Annotated in this window: 15 protein-coding genes; 14 read left to right on the top strand and 1 reads right to left on the bottom strand. The window is 35.2% G+C overall.

The features are described 5' to 3' along the window. Nucleotides 1-48: 48 nt before the first annotated feature. From L3049_RS14805 to L3049_RS14870, 14 genes are all read left to right on the top strand, one after another. Complete coding sequence (locus L3049_RS14805; RefSeq protein WP_275110595.1) at nt 49-399, top strand: MmcQ/YjbR family DNA-binding protein; 351 nt, start codon at nt 49-51, stop codon at nt 397-399. Between the two features lie 29 nt (nt 400-428). Next, a complete protein-coding gene (locus L3049_RS14810; RefSeq protein ID WP_275110596.1) occupies nt 429-1,607 on the top strand; it encodes a C1 family peptidase in 1,179 nt (392 codons plus the stop codon). 215 nt (nt 1,608-1,822) lie between these two features. After that, nucleotides 1,823-2,380 carry an RNA polymerase sigma-70 factor gene (locus L3049_RS14815; protein WP_275110597.1) on the top strand — a complete coding sequence of 186 codons (558 nt, stop codon included), beginning with the start codon at nt 1,823-1,825 and terminating at the stop codon, nt 2,378-2,380. Between the two features lie 110 nt (nt 2,381-2,490). Next, nucleotides 2,491-3,669, top strand: a complete 1,179-nt coding sequence (locus tag L3049_RS14820) for a FecR domain-containing protein (RefSeq protein WP_275110598.1) — start codon at nt 2,491-2,493, stop codon at nt 3,667-3,669. A 94-nt stretch (nt 3,670-3,763) separates the two neighbouring features. Next, nucleotides 3,764-7,423, top strand: a complete 3,660-nt coding sequence (locus L3049_RS14825) for a SusC/RagA family TonB-linked outer membrane protein (RefSeq protein ID WP_275110599.1) — start codon at nt 3,764-3,766, stop codon at nt 7,421-7,423. 18 nt (nt 7,424-7,441) lie between these two features. Continuing rightward, nucleotides 7,442-8,989 carry a RagB/SusD family nutrient uptake outer membrane protein gene (locus L3049_RS14830; RefSeq protein ID WP_275110600.1) on the top strand — a complete coding sequence of 516 codons (1,548 nt, stop codon included), beginning with the start codon at nt 7,442-7,444 and terminating at the stop codon, nt 8,987-8,989. Nucleotides 8,990-9,013: 24 nt separating this feature from the next. Beyond that, nucleotides 9,014-9,901, top strand: coding sequence for a zinc-binding metallopeptidase (locus tag L3049_RS14835; protein ID WP_275110601.1), 888 nt, complete (start codon nt 9,014-9,016; stop codon nt 9,899-9,901). Between the two features lie 5 nt (nt 9,902-9,906). Continuing rightward, nucleotides 9,907-11,160 (top strand): DUF4302 domain-containing protein, encoded by a 1,254-nt coding sequence (locus tag L3049_RS14840; protein WP_275110602.1) that lies wholly within the window; start codon nt 9,907-9,909, stop codon nt 11,158-11,160. A gap of 224 nt (nt 11,161-11,384) precedes the next feature. After that, the gene (locus tag L3049_RS14845; RefSeq protein ID WP_275110603.1) at nt 11,385-12,398 is read left to right on the top strand and encodes a GntR family transcriptional regulator; all 1,014 of its coding nucleotides are present in this window, start codon (nt 11,385-11,387) and stop codon (nt 12,396-12,398) included. 374 nt (nt 12,399-12,772) lie between these two features. Beyond that, nucleotides 12,773-13,783: a UDP-glucose--hexose-1-phosphate uridylyltransferase gene (locus tag L3049_RS14850; RefSeq protein WP_275110604.1), complete on the top strand. Its 1,011-nt coding sequence runs from the start codon at nt 12,773-12,775 to the stop codon at nt 13,781-13,783. A gap of 37 nt (nt 13,784-13,820) precedes the next feature. Next, nucleotides 13,821-14,864 carry a UDP-glucose 4-epimerase GalE gene (galE, locus tag L3049_RS14855; RefSeq protein ID WP_275110605.1) on the top strand — a complete coding sequence of 348 codons (1,044 nt, stop codon included), beginning with the start codon at nt 13,821-13,823 and terminating at the stop codon, nt 14,862-14,864. A gap of 19 nt (nt 14,865-14,883) precedes the next feature. Then, on the top strand, nt 14,884-16,158 hold the full coding sequence (locus L3049_RS14860) for a galactokinase (protein ID WP_275110606.1): 1,275 nt from the start codon (nt 14,884-14,886) through the stop codon (nt 16,156-16,158). 78 nt (nt 16,159-16,236) lie between these two features. Beyond that, nucleotides 16,237-17,487: an MFS transporter gene (locus L3049_RS14865; protein ID WP_275110607.1), complete on the top strand. Its 1,251-nt coding sequence runs from the start codon at nt 16,237-16,239 to the stop codon at nt 17,485-17,487. A gap of 37 nt (nt 17,488-17,524) precedes the next feature. Beyond that, the gene (locus L3049_RS14870) at nt 17,525-18,532 is read left to right on the top strand and encodes an aldose epimerase family protein (protein ID WP_275110608.1); all 1,008 of its coding nucleotides are present in this window, start codon (nt 17,525-17,527) and stop codon (nt 18,530-18,532) included. A 443-nt stretch (nt 18,533-18,975) separates the two neighbouring features. Here L3049_RS14870 and L3049_RS14875 read toward each other — a convergent pair whose 3' ends face one another. Beyond that, nucleotides 18,976-19,959, bottom strand: a complete 984-nt coding sequence (locus tag L3049_RS14875) for a LuxE/PaaK family acyltransferase (protein ID WP_275110609.1) — start codon at nt 19,957-19,959, stop codon at nt 18,976-18,978. Nucleotides 19,960-20,001 lie beyond the last annotated feature (42 nt).

Consider the following 20,001-nt stretch of genomic DNA (forward strand, 5'->3'; position numbering starts at 1 on the left):
ATTTGTTTATTGCTTACGTATTTTTAAATCTGAACAAAGTATTAAACAATGAATATAGAAGAATTAAGAGATTACTGTATTACAAAGAAAGGCGTTACAGAAAGTTTCCCTTTCGATGAAGAAACGCTCGTTTTTAAAGTGATGAATAAAATGTTTTTGCTCACAAACATCAATAAAGAATTGAGCATGAACGTAAAATGTGATCCTGAAAAGGCCATTGAATTACGAGAGGAATACAGTTCTGTTTTACCAGGTTGGCATATGAATAAAAAACACTGGAATACGGTAAATATTGATGGTAGTATTTCAGATAATCAACTTAAAGAATGGATTGATGATTCTTATGACGAAGTAGTGCGTAAAATGACCAAGAAAATGCAAGCAGAATTATTGAAATAGAAACTTTTACTTAAACAACTAATATAGTCATGAAAAGAACCTTAATTACCTTAATGCTAATTGCCTTTTGTAGTGTTAATATGCTATGGGCTCAAGAAAAGCAAGAAGAGAAAAAATTTAGCACTGTTGTAGATGTTCCTACAACTGAGGTTCGTAATCAGGAAAGTACCGGAACTTGCTGGGCATTTGCAGGAACTTCTTTCATTGAAGCAGAACTTATTCGTTTAGGTGCAGGCAATATTGATCTTTCTGAAATGTTTACTGTTCGTCATGCCTATTCTCAAAAAGCATTACGCTATTTCCGTTTACACGGGAAAGGTAATTTTAGCGAAGGTGGTCAAGCTCACGATGTTTTAAACGTAGTGAAAGAATTTGGATTCATTCCTGAATCAGCCTATTCTGGTAACGAATACCAAAGCGATTTTCACATCCACAGAGAAATGGTGAAGTCTACCAAAGCCATGTTAGATCAAATTGTTAAAAATCCTAATCGTGTGATAACTCCGGTTTGGGAAGAATCTGTTAACGGAGTTTTGGATACTTACATGGGCAAAACACCAAAAACATTTACCTATGAAGGAACTGAAACTACACCAGCAGCTTATGCTGAAAAATTAGGGTTTAACACTGAGGATTATATAGAATTAACTTCATATTCTCATCACCCATACTACAAAGAATTCAATCTTGAGATTCCAGATAACTGGTCTCACGACCTGTATTACAACCTTCCCATTGATGAGTTAATGGAAGTAATGGACAATGCATTAATGAATGGATATTCAGTTTGTTGGGATGGAGACGTAAGTGAGAAAGGTTTTTCTCATAGAAACGGATATGCTGTTTTACCTGCTAGTAAAACAGCGGATATGACAGATTCAGAGATTGCTAAATGGGAAAAGGATGTGAAAAAAGCTGAAAAGAAAGTAAGTCAAAAAGGAAAAGAGCCAGAGGTTGATCAGGCATTGCGTCAGCTTACTTTTGATAATTTTGAAACTACCGATGATCATCTAATGCACCTAACTGGTATTGTTAAAGATCAAAAGGGAACTCGTTACTACAAGACTAAGAATTCATGGTCAAAAACTTCGAATAAAATGGGAGGTTATTTGAATATGAGTGAAGCTTATGTTCGTTTAAAAACTGTAGCTATTATGGTTCATAAAGATGCTATTCCAAAAGAAGTTAAAAAGAAATTAGGTTTGTAGAGACAAACTGTAAAAGTGAAAGGGTGTCATTTTTTGACATCCTTTTTTTTTGCTATTTTTTCGCTTGTATTCTTGTGTTCAGTTCGTAAACTTGGATTAAAATTAAAGATTTATTTCTTATTCATCGTAAAATAGTTTGGCCTGAATAAGTATTAATATGAAAATAATTTATAATATTGTTTCCCCCATCTTTTAATTATTAACCACTATTTTGCATGAAAACCCTGGATCAAACCTTTCTTAAATCCCTCAGGAATGGCAATGAAAATTCATTTAAGTGTTTGTATAACAAATATTTTGATGCACTTTATTTGTTTGGGCATAAATATATTTCTTCCCAAGATGTTGTAGAGGATATTATTCAGGAAAGTTTTGTTAAAGTTTGGGAAAAGAGATCTTCTTTTTATCACGAAGCAGCTTTAAAAGCATTTTTATATAAGACGGTTCGAAATTCTTGTTTGAATCAAATTGATCACCGAAAGGTTCGAATGACATATGAAAATCAATCTGCGAAAGACATTCATGATGAAGATTATTTTTTGAAGAATGTTATTGATGAAGAGGTAAGAAGGATTATAGCCGAAACAGTCCAAAAATTGCCAGAATCTGCAAGGTTAATTTATTTATTAGGTTTAAAAGGGCTAAAGAATTCTGAAATAGCAGAAGATTTAGACATTTCGATCAATACGGTTAAGACACAAAAACAAAGAGCAACGAAGTTTTTAAAGGAAAATCTGAAAGATCTTTTTATTTTCTTACCATTTATGGTTTAGGGAATTAAGAATAATATATCATAAAAGGGGACAAAAGTTGAAAAATTTGTCACCCTTTTTTTATTTATACCTGTTATAGTAATTGTTAATCGCACACATAGAATACGAATATGAATAATTTACCATCTGGATTTAAAATTGCAGACTTAATTGTGAAAAGGCTTGAGGGGAAGCTGAACGCAAAAGAAGAGCAGTTTTTGGAAGAATGGAAATACGCAAAAGAGGAAAATCTGGTACTCTTCCACAAGCTTTCTCAAAACCCAGAAAAACAATATTTTGAGAGAGAGTCTAAGCTCGAGAGTGCTAATAAAACTGAGGTTTGGGACAAAATACAAGCCAAAATTAGGAATGATAAGCGTATTCGCTTGAAGCAAATTTTAATAAAAGTTGCAGCTGTTTTAGTAATCGTTGCTAGCGTTGGAGGAGTTCTTACATCTATAAATAAAGATGTTGTTTATAGTGAACCTTTAGCAATAATACCTGGAAAAAACCAGGCACTTTTGGTATTGAGTGACGGGGAGAAATACCAACTGAACGAGAAAGTAAATTTGAAAGAGAAAGGTATTTTAATTTCAAATTCGACTGAAGAATTGGTTTATAAGAAATCAGCAAAAGATGAACTTTCTAACAAGCTTACCTATAATACCATAATAATTCCTAAAGGAGGAGAGTATAAGTTGACCTTATCTGATGGAACAAAAATTTGGATGAATTCGAATTCAAAATTGCGTTATCCATCTGAATTTGGAAACGGGGTTAGAAAAGTTCATTTGGAAGGAGAAGCTTATTTTCAAGTTGCTAGAGATGAGAAGCACCCTTTTATTGTAGATGTTACGGATGCTGAAGTGAAAGTTCTGGGAACTTCCTTTAACGTAAATGCTTACAATGAGCAAGAGGAAATTGTGACAACCTTGGTAGAAGGAAAGGTTGAGGTGAATGATGAATACCGAGGTATTCGTCAAGAATTACTTCCTAACGATCAGTTGAGTTTTAACAAGCTAAGTGGTCAAACATCAAAAAAAGTTGTTGATCCTCATTTGTTTACAGCATGGAAAGATGGGCGAATTGTATTTGATAATCAGAGCCTTGATGATTTGATGCTCCGACTTTCGAGATGGTATGATATTGATGTTTTCTTTCTTTCAAATTCGATTAAAGATCTAAAATATACTGGAGATGTAGCACGTTACGATACAATCAATAAAATTTTAGAGATGATTGAAGTAACAGAGAAAGTAAAATTTACAATAAAGGATCGTAGTGTTATGATCGAAGAAAATAAAAGATAAAAAAAGACCGGAATCTGCAGCCACAGATTCCGGCAAAGTCAATAAACATTTCTTTTTGGAGAAATGTAATACTAACCAAATCACATTCAAAATTATGAAAAAAAATCGGGAAAAGTCTTTTATGCAGAAAAGAAAACCAATTCTTGCTAAAAGACTCTTGCTTTTATTTCTGATTGTTAACGTCTTTAATTTTCAGGCTTTAGCAAATCTTCAGGGTGAAATTCTGGAGTTAGAGATGTCAAGCAGTACATTAATTGAGGTTTTTGAAAAAGTTAAGGAGAAAACCAATTACACTTTTCTTTACAATGTTGATGACATAAAAGAAATTAATAACGTTAATATAAGCGCTTCGCCTAAAAGTGTTAAAACAATATTAACCGACTGTCTTAAGGACACTGGTCTTACTTATGAGATTAGAGATGAGGTAATTATTATTAAGCCACAAGCTAAAAAGGAAACTTCTCAGAAGGAAATAAATCCTATTCAAGCGGAAAAAAAAGTTGGCGGTGTTGTAACTGATAATTCAGGTGTCGGATTACCAGGTGTTTCTGTTTTTATTAAAGGTACTAGTATTGGTACAACCACTAATATTGATGGAGTATACAAGTTACAATTACCGGATGCAACGGAAACAACTTTAGTTTTTTCGTTTATTGGAATGGACACTCAGGAAATAAAAGTTACTAATCAGAGCGAAATTAATATTGTTCTAGAAGCAAATTCGGAACAAATTGAGGAGGTTGTTGTAACCGGTATGGTTGTAATGGATAAGCGATTATTTACTGGTGCTAGTCAGAAGTTAAAAGCAGAAGAAGTTAAATTGGCTGGTATGCCAGATGTTAGTCGTGGCTTAGAAGGTCGTGCTGCTGGGGTATCTGTCCAGAATGTTTCTGGAACTTTTGGTGCTGCTCCTAAAATCCGTGTTCGTGGTGCTACTTCCATTTATGGTAGTTCTAAACCATTATGGGTAGTTGATGGAGTGATCTTGGAAGATGTGGTTGAATTAACCTCCGATGCGCTTTCGTCGGGTGATGTAACAACTTTGATCAGTTCTGCAATTGCGGGTATAAATGCTGATGATATTGAAAGTTTCGAAGTATTGAAAGATGGTTCGGCGACCTCCATTTATGGTGCTCGCGCAATGGCTGGAGTTATTGTTATTACAACAAAAAAAGGTAAAGCTGGAGTAAGTCGTATCAACTATTCAAGTGAGTACACTTATCGATTAACTCCTTCTTACAATGATTTTAATATCATGAATTCTCAGGAACAGATGTCTGTTTACGAAGAGATGCGTGAAGGTGGTTGGTTAAACTATGCTGATGTAGCTAACGCTCGCGAGAGTGGTGTTTATGGAAGAATGTACCAACAATTAAACCAGATTGATGCTTCGGGGAACTTTTTGTTAGCAAATACTCCGGAAGCTAAAGCAGCATTCTTACGTAAGGCTGAATACAGAAATACCGATTGGTTTAAGGAGTTATTTAAGACCAATATCATGCAAAGTCATTCTGTAAGCATGTCTTCAGGAACAGAAAAGTCTACTTATTATGCTTCAATTAGTGCATTAGTTGATCCAGGTTGGACTAAAGCTAGTAATGTGAATAGATATACTGCTAATTTTAAGTCGAATTATAAAGTATTTGATAATCTTACGTTTAATACCATTAGTAGTGCTTCTTATCGTAAGCAAAAAGCACCAGGTGCATTAGCTCAGGATACGGATGTAGTAACAGGAAAAGTGAAAAGAGATTTTGACATAAACCCTTACTCCTTTGCCTTGAACTCATCTAGAACTTTAGATCCTAATGCAGACTATATACGTAACTATGCTCCTTTTAATATCAATAGAGAGTTAGACGAAAACTATATTGATTTAAATGTAGTGGATGTGAAATTCCAAACAGAATTAAAATGGAAAGTTACTCCTAAAGTAGAAATAAGTGCATTGGGTGCTCTTAAATATCAGTCAACTTCTCAGGAGCATAACATTACTGAATTTTCTAATCAGGCTCAAGCTTATAGGGCAATGCCTAATTCAACGATTCGTGATCGAAATTCATTCTTATATAAAGATCCAGATGATCCTTATGCTTTGCCAGTAAGTATTCTGCCTGAAGGTGGAATTTACAAGCGTACTGACTATAAGATGTTAGGTTATGATTTTAGAACAACAGCTTCCTATAAGGATGTATTCAATGAGACACACATCATAAATTTGTATGGTGGTATGGAAATCAACTCAATAGATCGTAAGAAGACAAACAATACTGGTTGGGGATTACAATACTCTATGGGAGAGATTCCATTTTACACCTATGAGTTGTTCAAAAAAGGGATTGAAAATAATAACTTGTATTATGGGATGGAAAATACCAGATATCGTAATACAGCTTTCTTTGGAAATGCGACTTACTCCTATATGGGGAAATATACACTTAACGGAACGCTTCGTTACGAAGGAACTAATAAGTTAGGAAAGTCAAATAGTGCACGTTGGTTACCTACATGGAATATTTCTGGTGCATGGAATGCTCATGAAGAGATTTTCTTTGAATCATTAAAGCCAACGGTTTCGCACTTTACTTTAAAGGCATCGTATAGTTTAACGGCCGATCGTGGGCCACACTATGTTACCAACTCTTTAGTTGATATCAGAAGTAGAAATCCTTGGAGACCAACTGCAGGAATGAAAGAAAGTGCCCTGTATATTGAGTCCTTAGAGAATAGCGAATTAACTTATGAAAAGAAACATGAGTTTAATGTTGGTGCTGATATTGGATTCTTAAATAATCGCATTAATACCACAATTGACTGGTATACTCGTGATAATTATGATCTGATAGGCCGAGTAACTACGCAAGGATTAGGTGGTGAAGTTTCTAAATATGGTAACGTTGCTTCTATGGAATCTCATGGATTTGAGTTCTCTATTTCATCAACTAATATTAAAACAAATAACTTTTCTTGGGTTACCAACTTTGTTTATTCCAAAAACAAGAATAAGGTTACAGAATTGGAGACCAGATCGCGTGTAATTGATATGGTGAAAGGTAATGGCTTTGCTCGTGAGGGGTATGCTGTTCGTTCAATCTTCTCAATTCCATTTAAAGGTTTGAATAATGAAGGTTTACCAACTTTCCTTGATCAGAGTGGAAATGTAACGGTTAGCGATATTTATTTTCAAGAGAGAGAAAATCTTGATTTCCTTGAATATTCAGGATCTGCTGATCCAACAGATATTGGAAGTTTGAGTAATACATTTACCTATAAAGGATTTAGATTTAATGTTTTCATGACCTACTCATTTGGAAATGTTGTTCGTTTAGATCCTGTTTTTAACGGTAATTATTCAGATCTTGATGCTTTGCCACGCGAATTTAAGAATCGTTGGGTTCGACCAGGGGATGAAAATATTACTACGATTCCTGCTATTGCTACTGCAAGACAAGCAGATAATATTGGCTCAGGAGATCTTGCAACAGCATATAATGCTTACAATTATTCTTCAGATCGAATTGCTGATGGAGATTTTATCAGAATGAAAGAGATTTCATTAGCTTATGATTTCTCAAAAAATGTAGCAACTAGATTGGGTGTAAATAATCTTTCAGTGAAACTGCAAGCAACAAACTTGTTTTTGTTGTATTCCGATGATAAACTAAATGGTCAGGATCCTGAATTCTTTAATGCAGGTGGTGTAGCAGCACCAGTACCTAAGCAGTTCACATTTACATTGAAATTAGGATTGTAGAAGTAAAAAAGTTTAAACATGAAAAGAATAAATATATTATTTATAGCTCTTTTGGCATTGATTACCGTTTCGTGCGATAGTTTTTTGGACGAAACACCAGACAATAGAGCAGAGGTGGATAGCCAATTGAAAATAAGAAAGTTATTGGTGTCCGCATATTCTACAGGTAATTATGCATTAGTTACTGAAGTATCGTCTGATAATGTTGACGACAATGGTAAATCTAATCCTAATACCACTAGGTTTTACGAGCAAATAGCCAATTGGGAGGACATTACTGAAGTTGAAAATGATGATCCTAAAACGATCTGGGAAGGTGCTTATGGCGCCATTGCACACTCAAATGAAGCCTTAGCCGCTATTGCAGAATTAGGCGAAGCCGAATTGGCAGCAGAAAAAGGAGAAGCTTTAATCACGAGAGCTTACAATCATTTTATCTTGGTAAATGTTTTTTGTCAACACTACAATACAGGATCTAGTTCTTCTGACTTAGGAATTCCATATATGGAAACATCAGAAACTACTTTAAATCCGCAGTATGAGAGAGGTACTGTAAAAGATGTTTACGAAAAAATAAATACTGATATCGAGGCTGCCTTACCATTAATAAGTGATGACATTTATGAAGTAAATGCCTATCATTTTACAAAAAAGGCCGCTTATGCATTTGCTGCACGTTTTAATTTATATTACGAGAAATGGGCAAAGGCCAAGGAATATGCAAGTAAGGTTGTTACCGATAATCCTTCTACACAGTTGAGAGATTGGGCAGCATTAGGAGCATTGCCTCGTCAGCCAGATCCAGTAACAAATGCATATATTAATGATGCGGCAAATTTATTGGCTGCAACATCTGGTTCTAATATTGGACTTTATTTTGGTGCATATTACCATGGTTCTCGTTATAACCATTCTCGAAAAATTGCTGATGAGCAAACCTTATTAGCACCACTCCCATTTGGAGGTATTTCGGGATCTGATTATAATTTTGGACCTTTTGTTTATGCAGGTACTAATCTTGATAAGACTTTGTTTTATAAAATTCCATTTCTTTTCGAGTATACAGATCCTGTAGCGGGCATTGGTTATAGAAGATCTGTAATGATACCATTTACTACCGATGAAACCTTACTTGTTCGAGCTGAAGCAAAAGCAATGTTGGGAGAAAATGATGCAGCCTTGGCAGATTTAAATGCGTGGAGTTCTAACTTTTTTAAAGGGAATGAAGCTACATTGACTCAGGTAAACGATTTCTATTCTAATTTGCCATTTTCATCAGAAGTATCTGCAAGTCAAAAGAAAAGGTTAAGTCCCAAGTTTACGCTTGCAACAGGTACTCAAGAAAATTTAATTCATTACGTATTGCAGTGCAGAAGAGTTTTAACTCTGCACGAGGGATTGCGTTGGTTTGATATTAAGCGATATGGAATTGAAGTTCCTCGTTACCAAATTCAAGCAGACGGTACATCAACAGTAATAGATGTTTTAGAAGTGGAAGACTTAAGAAAAGCAATTCAGATTCCTCAGGATGTTGTTTCTGCAGGTTTTGAAGCAAATCCGCGCTAAGTACTAATTTTAAAAAGAAAAATGATGAATAATATAAAATATTGGCTATCACTGGCAATAATGATAATTGTTCTTGCTGCTTGTACTGATGACGATGACCCTAACACCGATGTTAGTGTTATTAGTATTGGAACGGGAGAGAGCAACGATTTTGACAAATATTTGGAGAAAATTTATACCGAGCCATATAACATTAGTTTCCAGTATAAACTGGCGGATATAGAGTCGGATATGAACTATCAGTTGGTTCCTGCGACCTATGAAAACTCTGTGAAAATGGCTAATCTGGTTAAGTATCTTTGTTTAGATGCTTACGAGGAAGTAGCTCCAGAGGGCTTTTTAAAGGTGTATTTTCCTAAAATGATGATGATGGTTGGTTCTGGTGCATACAGAAATAATGGTACAGTTGTATTGGGAACGGCAGAAGGTGGTTTAAAAATCACTTTGTATGATATCAACAATTTGGATATATCTAATGTTGAAAGATTGTATGAATATTATTTCCGCACAATTTTCCATGAATTTTCTCACATTTTACATCAAACCAAAGATTATACTACAGATTTTGACAAGATTTCTTCAACGGAGTATGTTGGTGGATCATGGAATGATGCTTGGGATGGAAAATCGTCTTTAGAAGCAGGTTTTATTAGTGACTATTCTAGTAAAGAAACGAATGAAGATTTTGTGGAGTTAATTGCCCATTATATTACGAATACAGAAGAGTCGTGGGCTGCTAAAATTGAGCCTGCAGGAGATTCTGGCAAAGCAATTCTTGAGCAGAAAATAACTATCGTTAAATCTTATATGAAAGAGGTTTGGAGTATAGATATGGATGACTTACGTGCAGCTATTCAGACTCGTGCTGAGAAATTAGACGAACAAGATTTTGATTCAATAACAATAGAATAAGAGCTATGAAGAAAAATATATATATAGTGCTGTTTGGTTTGTTATTAAGCATTGGTGCAGTTTCGTGTGATAATGAAACAGATATGCTTTTTGAAGAAACAGCAGCCGAGCGTAAAACTGCGGCAATACAGGAGTTTGATGAAGCCCTTAAATCTTCAGAACAAGGGTGGTTATTTCAGTATTTTCCAGAAGAAACCCAAAAGTATGGTGGTTTTAACTATGTAGTGAAATTTAACCAGCACGATAGTGTTTCTGTGTGGACTGAATTAGTGCCAGATGCAGAACCTGAAATCTCTTTATATGATTTGATTTCGTACGGAGGTCCTGTACTTACATTTAATACTTATAATCCATTTATGCACGCTTTTGCGACACCTTCAGCGGCAGAATACAATGCCAAAGGTGGTGATTCTGAGTTTCTTTTGATGTCGAACGATGAGGCTGTGATTTCTGTTAAGGGAACCAAAACCGGAAATGACATGCGTTTGATTAAAATGACTGAAACTCCTGAAGCTTATTTTGCTAAAGCAAAAGAGGTTTTAGATTTTCTTGGAGGTGCTTCGTTTGGTACTGTAGTTGATGGAACTGAGGTTACTATTATTCTGGCTGGAAGACAATTAACTTTTGTATATAACGATGGAAAAGAGGATGTAAATGAAACAATTGCTTTTGTTTATACGGATAAAGGAATTCGTTTGTACAAGCCAGTTGAAATACTAAATGCATCTGCACAAGATTTCACATTAAACAAAGAAAGCAAGCAATTTATAGCTGATAATGGAGAGTTAACTGTTGATATTGCATTTGCTCCTATCGATTTGACTTTAGCAAGATGGTCACTTGATACTAGTGTTGAAACGGATCGTTCTGATGCTATAAAAATAGCTTGGGATAATGCTCACGCTGCAAACAATAGCACATGGGGTGAGAACTTATATGGAGAAGTATTTATGGGCTTATGTTATGCTGCCTATAATGATATTGGAATGTCCTTTTACTCATTTACTGCTGCAGGTAAAGCTTATAGATCTCATTATAACTTGAGTTTTGGCGGAGTTGTAGGGCATGAGGATTATTTAAATGTTATTAAAATTGATGGTGGTTTTAACTGGAAATGGTATGGGCACTTTGAAACGTTTGTAAATGTTGTTGCAAATAATGCACCTTACATTACAGAAATGGATGATGCTGAAAATCCTACACAAGTTAAATTGACTAGTGCTGCAAATCCAGAAGTTTGGTTTATTTTAAGACAATAATCTTTAAGAATAAGTAATACACGATATGCCTCTACAATTTTATTTGTAAGGTTGTAAGCATTTTTTATAAACAATTTAGTATGTAGTTAAAAAGGCAGCCCATTCGGCTGCCTTTTTTTTGTAATCATTTTTTTGAGAAATAGAATAAAAAACCAACCAGTACCCAACAGTTAATGAAAAAGACTATCTTTGTTTCTTAAATACGATTTTAAAAGCAATAGATTATGCCTTCAAAAATATTCTCCGTTACAACTGATTCGGGTGTGCCAAAATACAAACAGTTGATTAATTCTCTATATCAATCTATTGAAAATGGTGATGTTCAGATTGGAGATCAGTTACCATCTATTAACTCGATATGCAAAGAATTTAAACTGTCACGAGATACTGTGTTGGTTGCATTCAATGAATTGAAGGCTAGAGGGGTAATTTCATCGGTACCCGGTAAAGGTTATTATTTAGAGAGTAATATTACGCAGTTAAAGCACAAAATATTTTTGCTTTTCGAAGAGTTTAATGTGTTTAAAGAATTCTTATACAACTCTTTTTTAGAGAGTTTGAATGAAGTTGCAACTGTAGATATTTTCTTTCATCATTTTAATGAGAGAGTATTTAAGGAGCTGATAGAAAATAACAATGGAAAATACACTTCTTACGTTATAATGCCTGCCAAGTTTAAGGATGCCTATTCAGTTTTAAAGCAATTGCCACAAGATAAAGTTTACATTTTAGATCAAACCAACCCTACGCTAAAAAAGCACTATCCTGCAGTTTATCAGAATTTTGAGAATGATGTATTTAAATCTCTTTCTTCAGGATTAGATCTGTTGAAGAAATATAAAAAGATGTATTTGGTGTATCCTGGCGGTAAAGAACCAGAAGGCCAAATGAAGGGCTTTAAGAAATTTGCAAAGCAATACGACAAGGAATGGGAATTCGAGATTATTACCAGCCTAAAAGGACATGCAATCCAAAAATCGGAAGTTTATATCGTACCGAACGATCATGATATGGTTCGCTTGGTAAAAGAGGCAAATGCCAACCAGTTTAAAATTGGTGAGGAATTAGGAATCATTTCTTATAATGATACGCCACTTAAAGAGGTTGTAGCTGATGGAATTACTACGATTAGTACAGATTTTAAGGAAATGGGAGAACTACTTGCAAAAATGGTACTAGGCGGTGAAAAAGAACTAATTCAAAACAAGTGCGAGCTGATTAGAAGAAGATCCTTATAATCTGGATTCAATTGATTTAAACCCAAATTTCGAATAGATTTTTGGGTTTTAATGAAAAAAAACTATATTTACCCACCAGTACCAACCAGTAAGATATTCATTAGTGATGAAATTGATTGATATGATTTTCATTTCGCTAAGGTTAATTTCCAAACTGAGGTACAAAAAATTACAATGAGCAAGTTGAAGAATGTCGGGCTGCTGTTGACGCAATTACCCCCTCAAAGTTAATTGTTCAATTGGGTGAATTAAGCCCGGCAGAATTCAATTCATCGTCATATAGAATAGAAATAAAATGATTCTAAAGAATCCACAACTTTTTTTAGAAATGGGTAAGGGAGGAAAAAGAATCGAAAATATTTAATAAAGTAGCTATGAGTAAGTTTGATTATATCGAGAATCCTCACAGAAGGTACAATCCTTTAACTGGAGAATGGGTGCTTGTTTCACCACACAGATCGAAAAGACCTTGGCAAGGTCAAGTTGAAAAGGTAGTAGAAGATACTCGTCCATCTCATGACCCGGAATGTTATTTGTGTCCGCGAAACGAACGTATTGGTGGTGAAAATAATCCTGATTATGAAGATGTTTACTCTTTCCAGAACGATTTTAGTGCTTTGTTGCAAGATACTCCAGAAGGAAAATTTGAAGATGGTGATCTCTTTAAAGCAGAGAGTGAATCAGGTGTATGTAAAGTAATTTGCTTTAGCCCTGACCATAGTCTTACGGTTCCAGAAATGAAGGTGGAAAATATCCGTAAAGTGGTTGATCTTTGGTGCAAAGAATACAAAGAACTGGGAGCTCGTGAAGACATTGGCTACGTGCAGATTTTCGAAAATAAGGGCTCGATCATGGGATGTTCGAATCCTCACCCACACGGACAAATTTGGGCTTCAGGTTTAATTCCTTTGGAAACATCTAAAGAAACAGAAACTCAAAAAGAATACTTCGATAAGCATGGAAGAACAATGCTATTGGATTATCTAAATGGCGAGTTGGAAAAGAAAGAAAGAATTTTAGCTGAAAATGATTCATTTGTGGCTTTGGTTCCTTATTGGGCAACCTGGCCTTTTGAAAGCATGATTATTTCTAAAAGAGCAGTTTCTAACTTATTGGAATTAACCGATGAGGAGAGAACTGATTTAGCAGATATTTACAAGAAACTGACAATAATGTATGATAATCTTTTTGAGATTTCATTTCCTTATTCGGCAGGTATTCACCAAGCTCCAACCGATGGAGAAGAGCATCCGGAATGGCACCTGCATATGCATTTTTATCCACCACTGCTTCGTTCAGCAACGGTTAAGAAATTTATGGTAGGCTACGAAATGTTGGTACGCCACAAAGAGATATTACAGCAGAAGGAGCTGCCAAAAGATTAAGAGAATTACCTGAAATACATTACAAGCAAAAATAATCATGAAGGGAAAGATATTAGTAACTGGCGGAACTGGGTACATTGGTTCTCATACAACAGTTGAGTTAATCAATAAAGGATACGAAGTTGTAATTATTGATAATTTATCTAACTCAGAAGTAAGAGTTCTTGATAGCATCGAAAAAATCACAGGAACACGTCCGAAGTTTTATGAGATGGATTTGCTTGATCAGGTAAAACTGGATGCATTTTTTGCTGAGAACAATGATTTAAAAGGAATTATTCATTTTGCTGCTGCAAAAGCTGTTGGTGAATCAGTAAACATTCCTTTGCATTATTACCGCAATAATTTGGTTACCATGCTAAATTTATTGGAGGGAATGAAGAAATATGAAATTGAGAATTTTGTATTCTCATCATCTTGTACGGTTTATGGTCAGCCAGATGAGTTGCCGGTAACTGAAAATGCTATAGTAAAACCTGCCGAATCTCCTTACGGATATACCAAGCAGGTAAATGAAAACATCCTAAAAGATACAATTGCTTCGGGTGCGAAAATTAAAGGAATCGCATTGCGTTACTTTAACCCAATTGGAGCGCATCATTCAGGTCTTATTGGTGAATTGCCTATTGGTGTTCCTGCCAATTTAATGCCATTTATAACGCAAACGGCCTATGGCTTGCGCGATCAGTTAAGTGTATTTGGCGACGATTACGACACGGCAGATGGTTCTTGTATTCGCGATTACATTCATGTTGTAGATTTAGCAAAGGCGCACATTATTGCCATTGAACGAATGATCGACGGTAGAAATGAATCTTCTTACGAGATGTTTAACATTGGAACAGGTAATGGCTTCTCTGTATTTGAAGTAATCAAGTCTTTCGAAAAAACATCAGGAGAGAAATTGAACTATGTTGTTGCTCCAAGAAGAGCTGGTGACATTGTTAAAATTTGGGCTGATACAACCATTGGGAATACCGTTTTGGGTTGGAAAGCTGAAAAAACACTGGATGAAATGACCAAATCTGCATGGGATTGGGAGAACAACTACAGAGCATCAATAAAGGAACAGGTACAATAATTTATTAAAATATATTAAGATGAAAATAAATGCAATAATTGAGAAACTTAATGGTGGCGATAATAAAGCGTTTAATGCTTTATATGGTAATGATGCTGCTGTACTAAAATTTCAAGCTGATAGATATGCTAAGCAATTGGCTGATTTTCAGACTGCTTTTGGTAGCGATGAGGCAAGTTTATTTAGTTCTCCAGGTCGTACCGAAGTTGGTGGTAATCATACTGATCATCAGTTGGGTAGAGTTTTGGCTGGAGCTGTAAATTTAGATAACATTGCTGTTGCTGCAGCTAATGGGACCAATGTTGTTCGTATTAATTCAGTTGGTTTCCCTCCGTTCGAAGTAGATTTATCGAATCTTGAAGTTACTGAATTTGAAGTAACGCCAACCAATTTAGTTCGTTCAATTGCTGCAGGTATTAAAGAATTAGGTCTTGAAGTTTCTGGTTTTGATGCAATTATTGATGGTGCTGTTCCAGAAGGATCGGGATTAAGTTCATCTGCTTCTTTCGAAGTTTTGATAGGTGCTATTTTTAGTCACTTATTTAACGATGGAAAATTAGATCCAGTAGACAATGCAAAAATTGGTCAGAAAGCTGAGCATGCTTGTAAAAAGTTTTGTGGTTTAATGGATCAAACAGCTTGTGCTGTAGGTGGTTTTATTACAATCGATTTTGAAAATCCTGCTAACCCAATTGTAAAGGCTTTGGATTTTGATTTTGCAAAAACAGGATATTCATTGGTAATTACCAATACAGGTGGTAGCCACGGTGGTTTAGATGCTGAATACAATTCTCTTCCGGGAGAAATGAAAGCAGTAGCTAAAGAACTAGGTCAAGAAGTTCTTCGTCCTCTTTCTATGGAAGATGTAGTAAAAGGTATTCCAACAATTCGCGAGAAAGTTGGCGATCGTGCTATTCTTCGTTCAATGCACTTCCAGGGAGATAATGCTCGCGTTGTAGATCAGGTTGCTGCTTTAGAGGCTAACGAATTCCAAAAATTCTTAGGTCTTGTTATTGAGTCAGGATTTAGCTCATACATGTACAATCAAAATATTTTTGTTGGTGGACAATCTCAACATCAAAACGTTGCTCTTGCATTGGCTTTAAGCGAACAAGTTCTTAAAGGTAAAGGTGCATGGCGTGTTCATGGTGGAGGATTTGCTGGAACCATCCAGGCTTTCGTTCCTAATGATGTTTTAGAGGATTACATTTCAACACTAGAATCAGTATTTGGCGAAGGTAACTGCCATAAACTATTCATTAGAGCTGAGGGATCAGTTAAAGTAGAATTATAATAAAATGAATTAGGTAGTTGGGTAAAATAATTTATCCAACTGCTTTTGTATTATATCAAACACATTTATACAATAATCATGGGAAATTCAAAAACGAATTACGCGGTTCCTTTTGCAATTATGTCCTTTCTACTTTTCCTTTTAGGATTTGTAACATGGATTAATAACATCTTGGTTCCATTTATGAAAGCACAGTTTACAATTACTGAATTTCAAGCTCAGTTAGTAAGTGCCGCTTTCTTTGGTGCATATATCATATCCATACCAGTTGGTGGAATTGTTAAAAAAATTGGTTACAAAAAGAGTGTAATCATTGGTTCGGTGATTACAGGTATTGGTTGTGCTATTTTTGTTCCAGCTTTAGGAATTGGTTACGGCATGGTATTGGCAGGTCTTTTTATCACAGCTATAGGTGTGGTAGTATTGCAAGTTGCTGCTAACCCTTATGTAATTGCTTTAGGTACTCCTGAAACGTCTGCTTCTCGTTTAACTTTAGCAATGGCAATCAATTCAAGTGCTGCTGTATTAGCTCCAATTATTGGTGGATTCATTATTGAATCAAATGAAGGAAACGTTATCGTTCATGAAAACATGGCAAAAATAATGTTTATTGCATTGGCGGCTATTTCTATATTAACAGCAGTTATTTTAGTTTTCATGCATTTACCTGCTATTGAAGGTGAAGAAGAGGATGCTACAGATAAAAGTGCTGGTCGTAGTGCTTGGAGTTTCCCTCACTTAATTTTAGGTTTCCTTGCTATTGGTATGTATATGGGACTTGAGGTTGGAGTTGGTAACTACTTCTTAAACTATGTGGAGTACAATGTTGAAGGAAAAACAATGGCATATGCAACCATGATTTTAGGTTTTTATCCTGCAGGTTTCTTTGTGGGTAGATTGTTGGGAGCAGGTCTTTTAAAGAAGTACGAGGCATCAAAAGTTCTCTTGGTAAACTCGCTTATTTGTGTTGCTCTGTTAGGTGTATTCTTTTTAACTAAAGGAACTTCATTCTCAATATGGCCATTAATCGCTCAAGGATTATTCTTATCAATTATGTGGTCGGTACTTTTCGATCTTTCTATGAAAGACATTCCTGTAGCTGCAGCAAAACTAGGATCAGGTATTATCTGTACTGGTGTAGTATTTGTTGGTGTTTGGATGATAATCATGGGTAAAGTAGTAGATGCTACTGGTAATTTATTACCTGATGGAACAATTGATGCTGCATCTTGTAACTATAGTGCTGCTTATCTATTTTTCTTCTTCTTTTACGCATATATTATTTTCTTTGCTTTAAAAGGTGCTAAAATAAGAAGAAAAATAGCTTAATTTTATTATCCAATATTCATTCAAAAAAGATTTTAAAATGCGTGCTTACACACTTAAAAATAAGAATATAGAAATCACCTTCATCGAAAGAGGAGGACAGATTACATCAATAAAAGTACCAGATGCAAAAGGTAACATTGAAGATGTTGTAGTTGGTTACGACAGCATGGATGAAATTCTTGCAGGCGATGGATACTTTGGAGCATTATGCGGTCGTTATGCCAACAGAATTGTTGGTGGTAAATTTGAAATTGAAGGAGAAAAATTTCAATTAGACTGTAACAATGAAACAAACCATTTACATGGTGGTGTTAATGGGTTCAATTCAAAAAACTGGACAGTTACACCAATTACACTTGATAAATTTGTACAAGCTTACAAATTAAGCTTAACAAGTGAAGATGGTGAGGAAAAGTATCCTGGAAAATTAGAAGTATCTGTTATTTATGGAGTAACTGAAGACAATCAATTTGTTATTGAGTACGAAGCAGAAACATCTAAGCCTACAATAATTAATTTAACCAGTCATGCTTACTTTAATTTACATGGAGCAGGAAAAGCTTCTGCAGAGAATCATACACTTCAGTTAAATGCTTCTAATTACACGCCAATTTCGGCAGAATTAGGAACTGTATCTGGTGAGATTACTCCGGTAGTAGGTACGCCATTTGATTTTACAAGTGCGAAAACTGTAAAGTCTGCTTGCGATACAGATCATGAACAAATTAATATGATTAGCGGAATCGATCACAACTTTGTTCTAAATAATTGCGATGGTTCAACAAAATTAGTGGGTACGCTTTGCGATCCTGTATCAGGACGTAAAATGGAAGTTTATACCGATCAACCAGGTATTCAGATTTATACTGGGGCTCATTTTGATGGTTCAGAAACTGGGAAGAATGGTGCTCCGATCGAAGCTTGTGCTGGAATCGCGATGGAAACTCAGATTTTCCCTGATTCACCAAATCATGATCATTACCCTAATGCTGAATTAAAGCCAGGGGAGAAATACAAGCACGTTTGTATTTATAAGTTTTGCTAATATAGGTTTCCTTAAAAAGAAACTTGTTGAAAATACAATGTTGGATTCCTTTTGGTAGGGGAATTTCAAAACATCAAATAGAGTTGGTTTACATTCATTAAACTCTATTTGGTGTTTTTTTATTTAATGTTTAGGATATATTCTTGTTATAATAATTTCACAAGTCTTTCAATTTTATTCGACTATAATATTGGAGTAAACTTTGTGGACATTGGAAGGTTAAGCTGCTTAGGCGCAGAAAACTTTTAGAAAGACGGGGAAGCTTCGAAGAATTGAGAAGATCACCCCGCCGCACTTAAAGTTTTCAAGGATAGGTAGTTTAAGCTTACTAGTTCTAGATTTTTTGCTTACTTTTTCATTAATGGAAAAAGTAAGAGCCTCTGCGGCTTGAGCAGTTGAAGTAAGTTGGTTGGTTTAAATACAAAGAGGTATTACAATCCAAATTATTCATTTACGAGTAAATTACAACCTCTAATATCCGAATTATCAAAGCGGCCAAGTATTTCAAAACTACCATCGGGGTGGATTTTTCCTAAATCCTGCGTTTCGATAAAAGAACAAGAATGAACATTGGCCAAATCGATAACATTTACACCGCCACTTCTACCTTGCTTTTCGTAAGTAAACGGATCATAAGTATCTCGTATCAGAATCTTCATCCACGAAGGTGTAAAAAATAAACTATCGCCTTTCGAATAAGCTTGAGATAGCAATTCGGTCATTCCATATTCTGAATGGATTTTTTGAACGCCCAATTTCTTGGTTAGAAAAGCATGCAGTTCTTCGCGGGTAATTTCTTTTCTTCGGCCTTTCATGCCGCCAGTTTCCATTACAATCACACCATCTAAATCCAATTGGAATTTTTCAGCCAAGTCGAGTAAGGCAAAACTAACACCAAGTAGAAGTATCTTTTGACTCTGTTTTTTCAAATCAGCAATCGTAGCAATCAATTCTTCATGATTGTGCAGGTAAAAACCGCTTTTTTTATGCTCGCTATCCTTTATAAGCTTCTCCATCATGTAAATTAGAGAAGAGCCTTCTCTTTCGAGATAAGAGGGTAACAAAGCCAATATGCAGTAATCGCTTACCGCACCATAATATTGCTCAAAACCTTTTGTGAAACTGGCCTCGTAAAGCTTTAAATCGGGAACAAAATGGCGGCTTGTTAAATTGCCAGTTGTTCCGCTACTGGTAAATGTTGCTTGAGCTTCTTTATCTGTTGAAACAACCTTTCTACTTTTAAAGAATTCAATAGGAAGAAAAGGAATTTGTTCTACTGATGTGATATCTGAGGCCTCTATTTTCAGATGCTGAAGATATTCTTTGTAAACAGGATTGTTCTCTGTTTGATACAAAAATACACGAAGTGCAATTTGTTCAAATTCTTCTTCACTTGAAATGTTGAATATTTCCTCTTTCCAATTCATTTAACAGATAGCTTAACGTAGTAAATTTGCTGCAAAGTTAAT

This window comes from Labilibaculum sp. DW002 (genome assembly GCF_029029525.1).
In the GTDB taxonomy this organism is placed as follows: Bacteria; Bacteroidota; Bacteroidia; order Bacteroidales; family Marinifilaceae; genus Paralabilibaculum; species Paralabilibaculum antarcticum.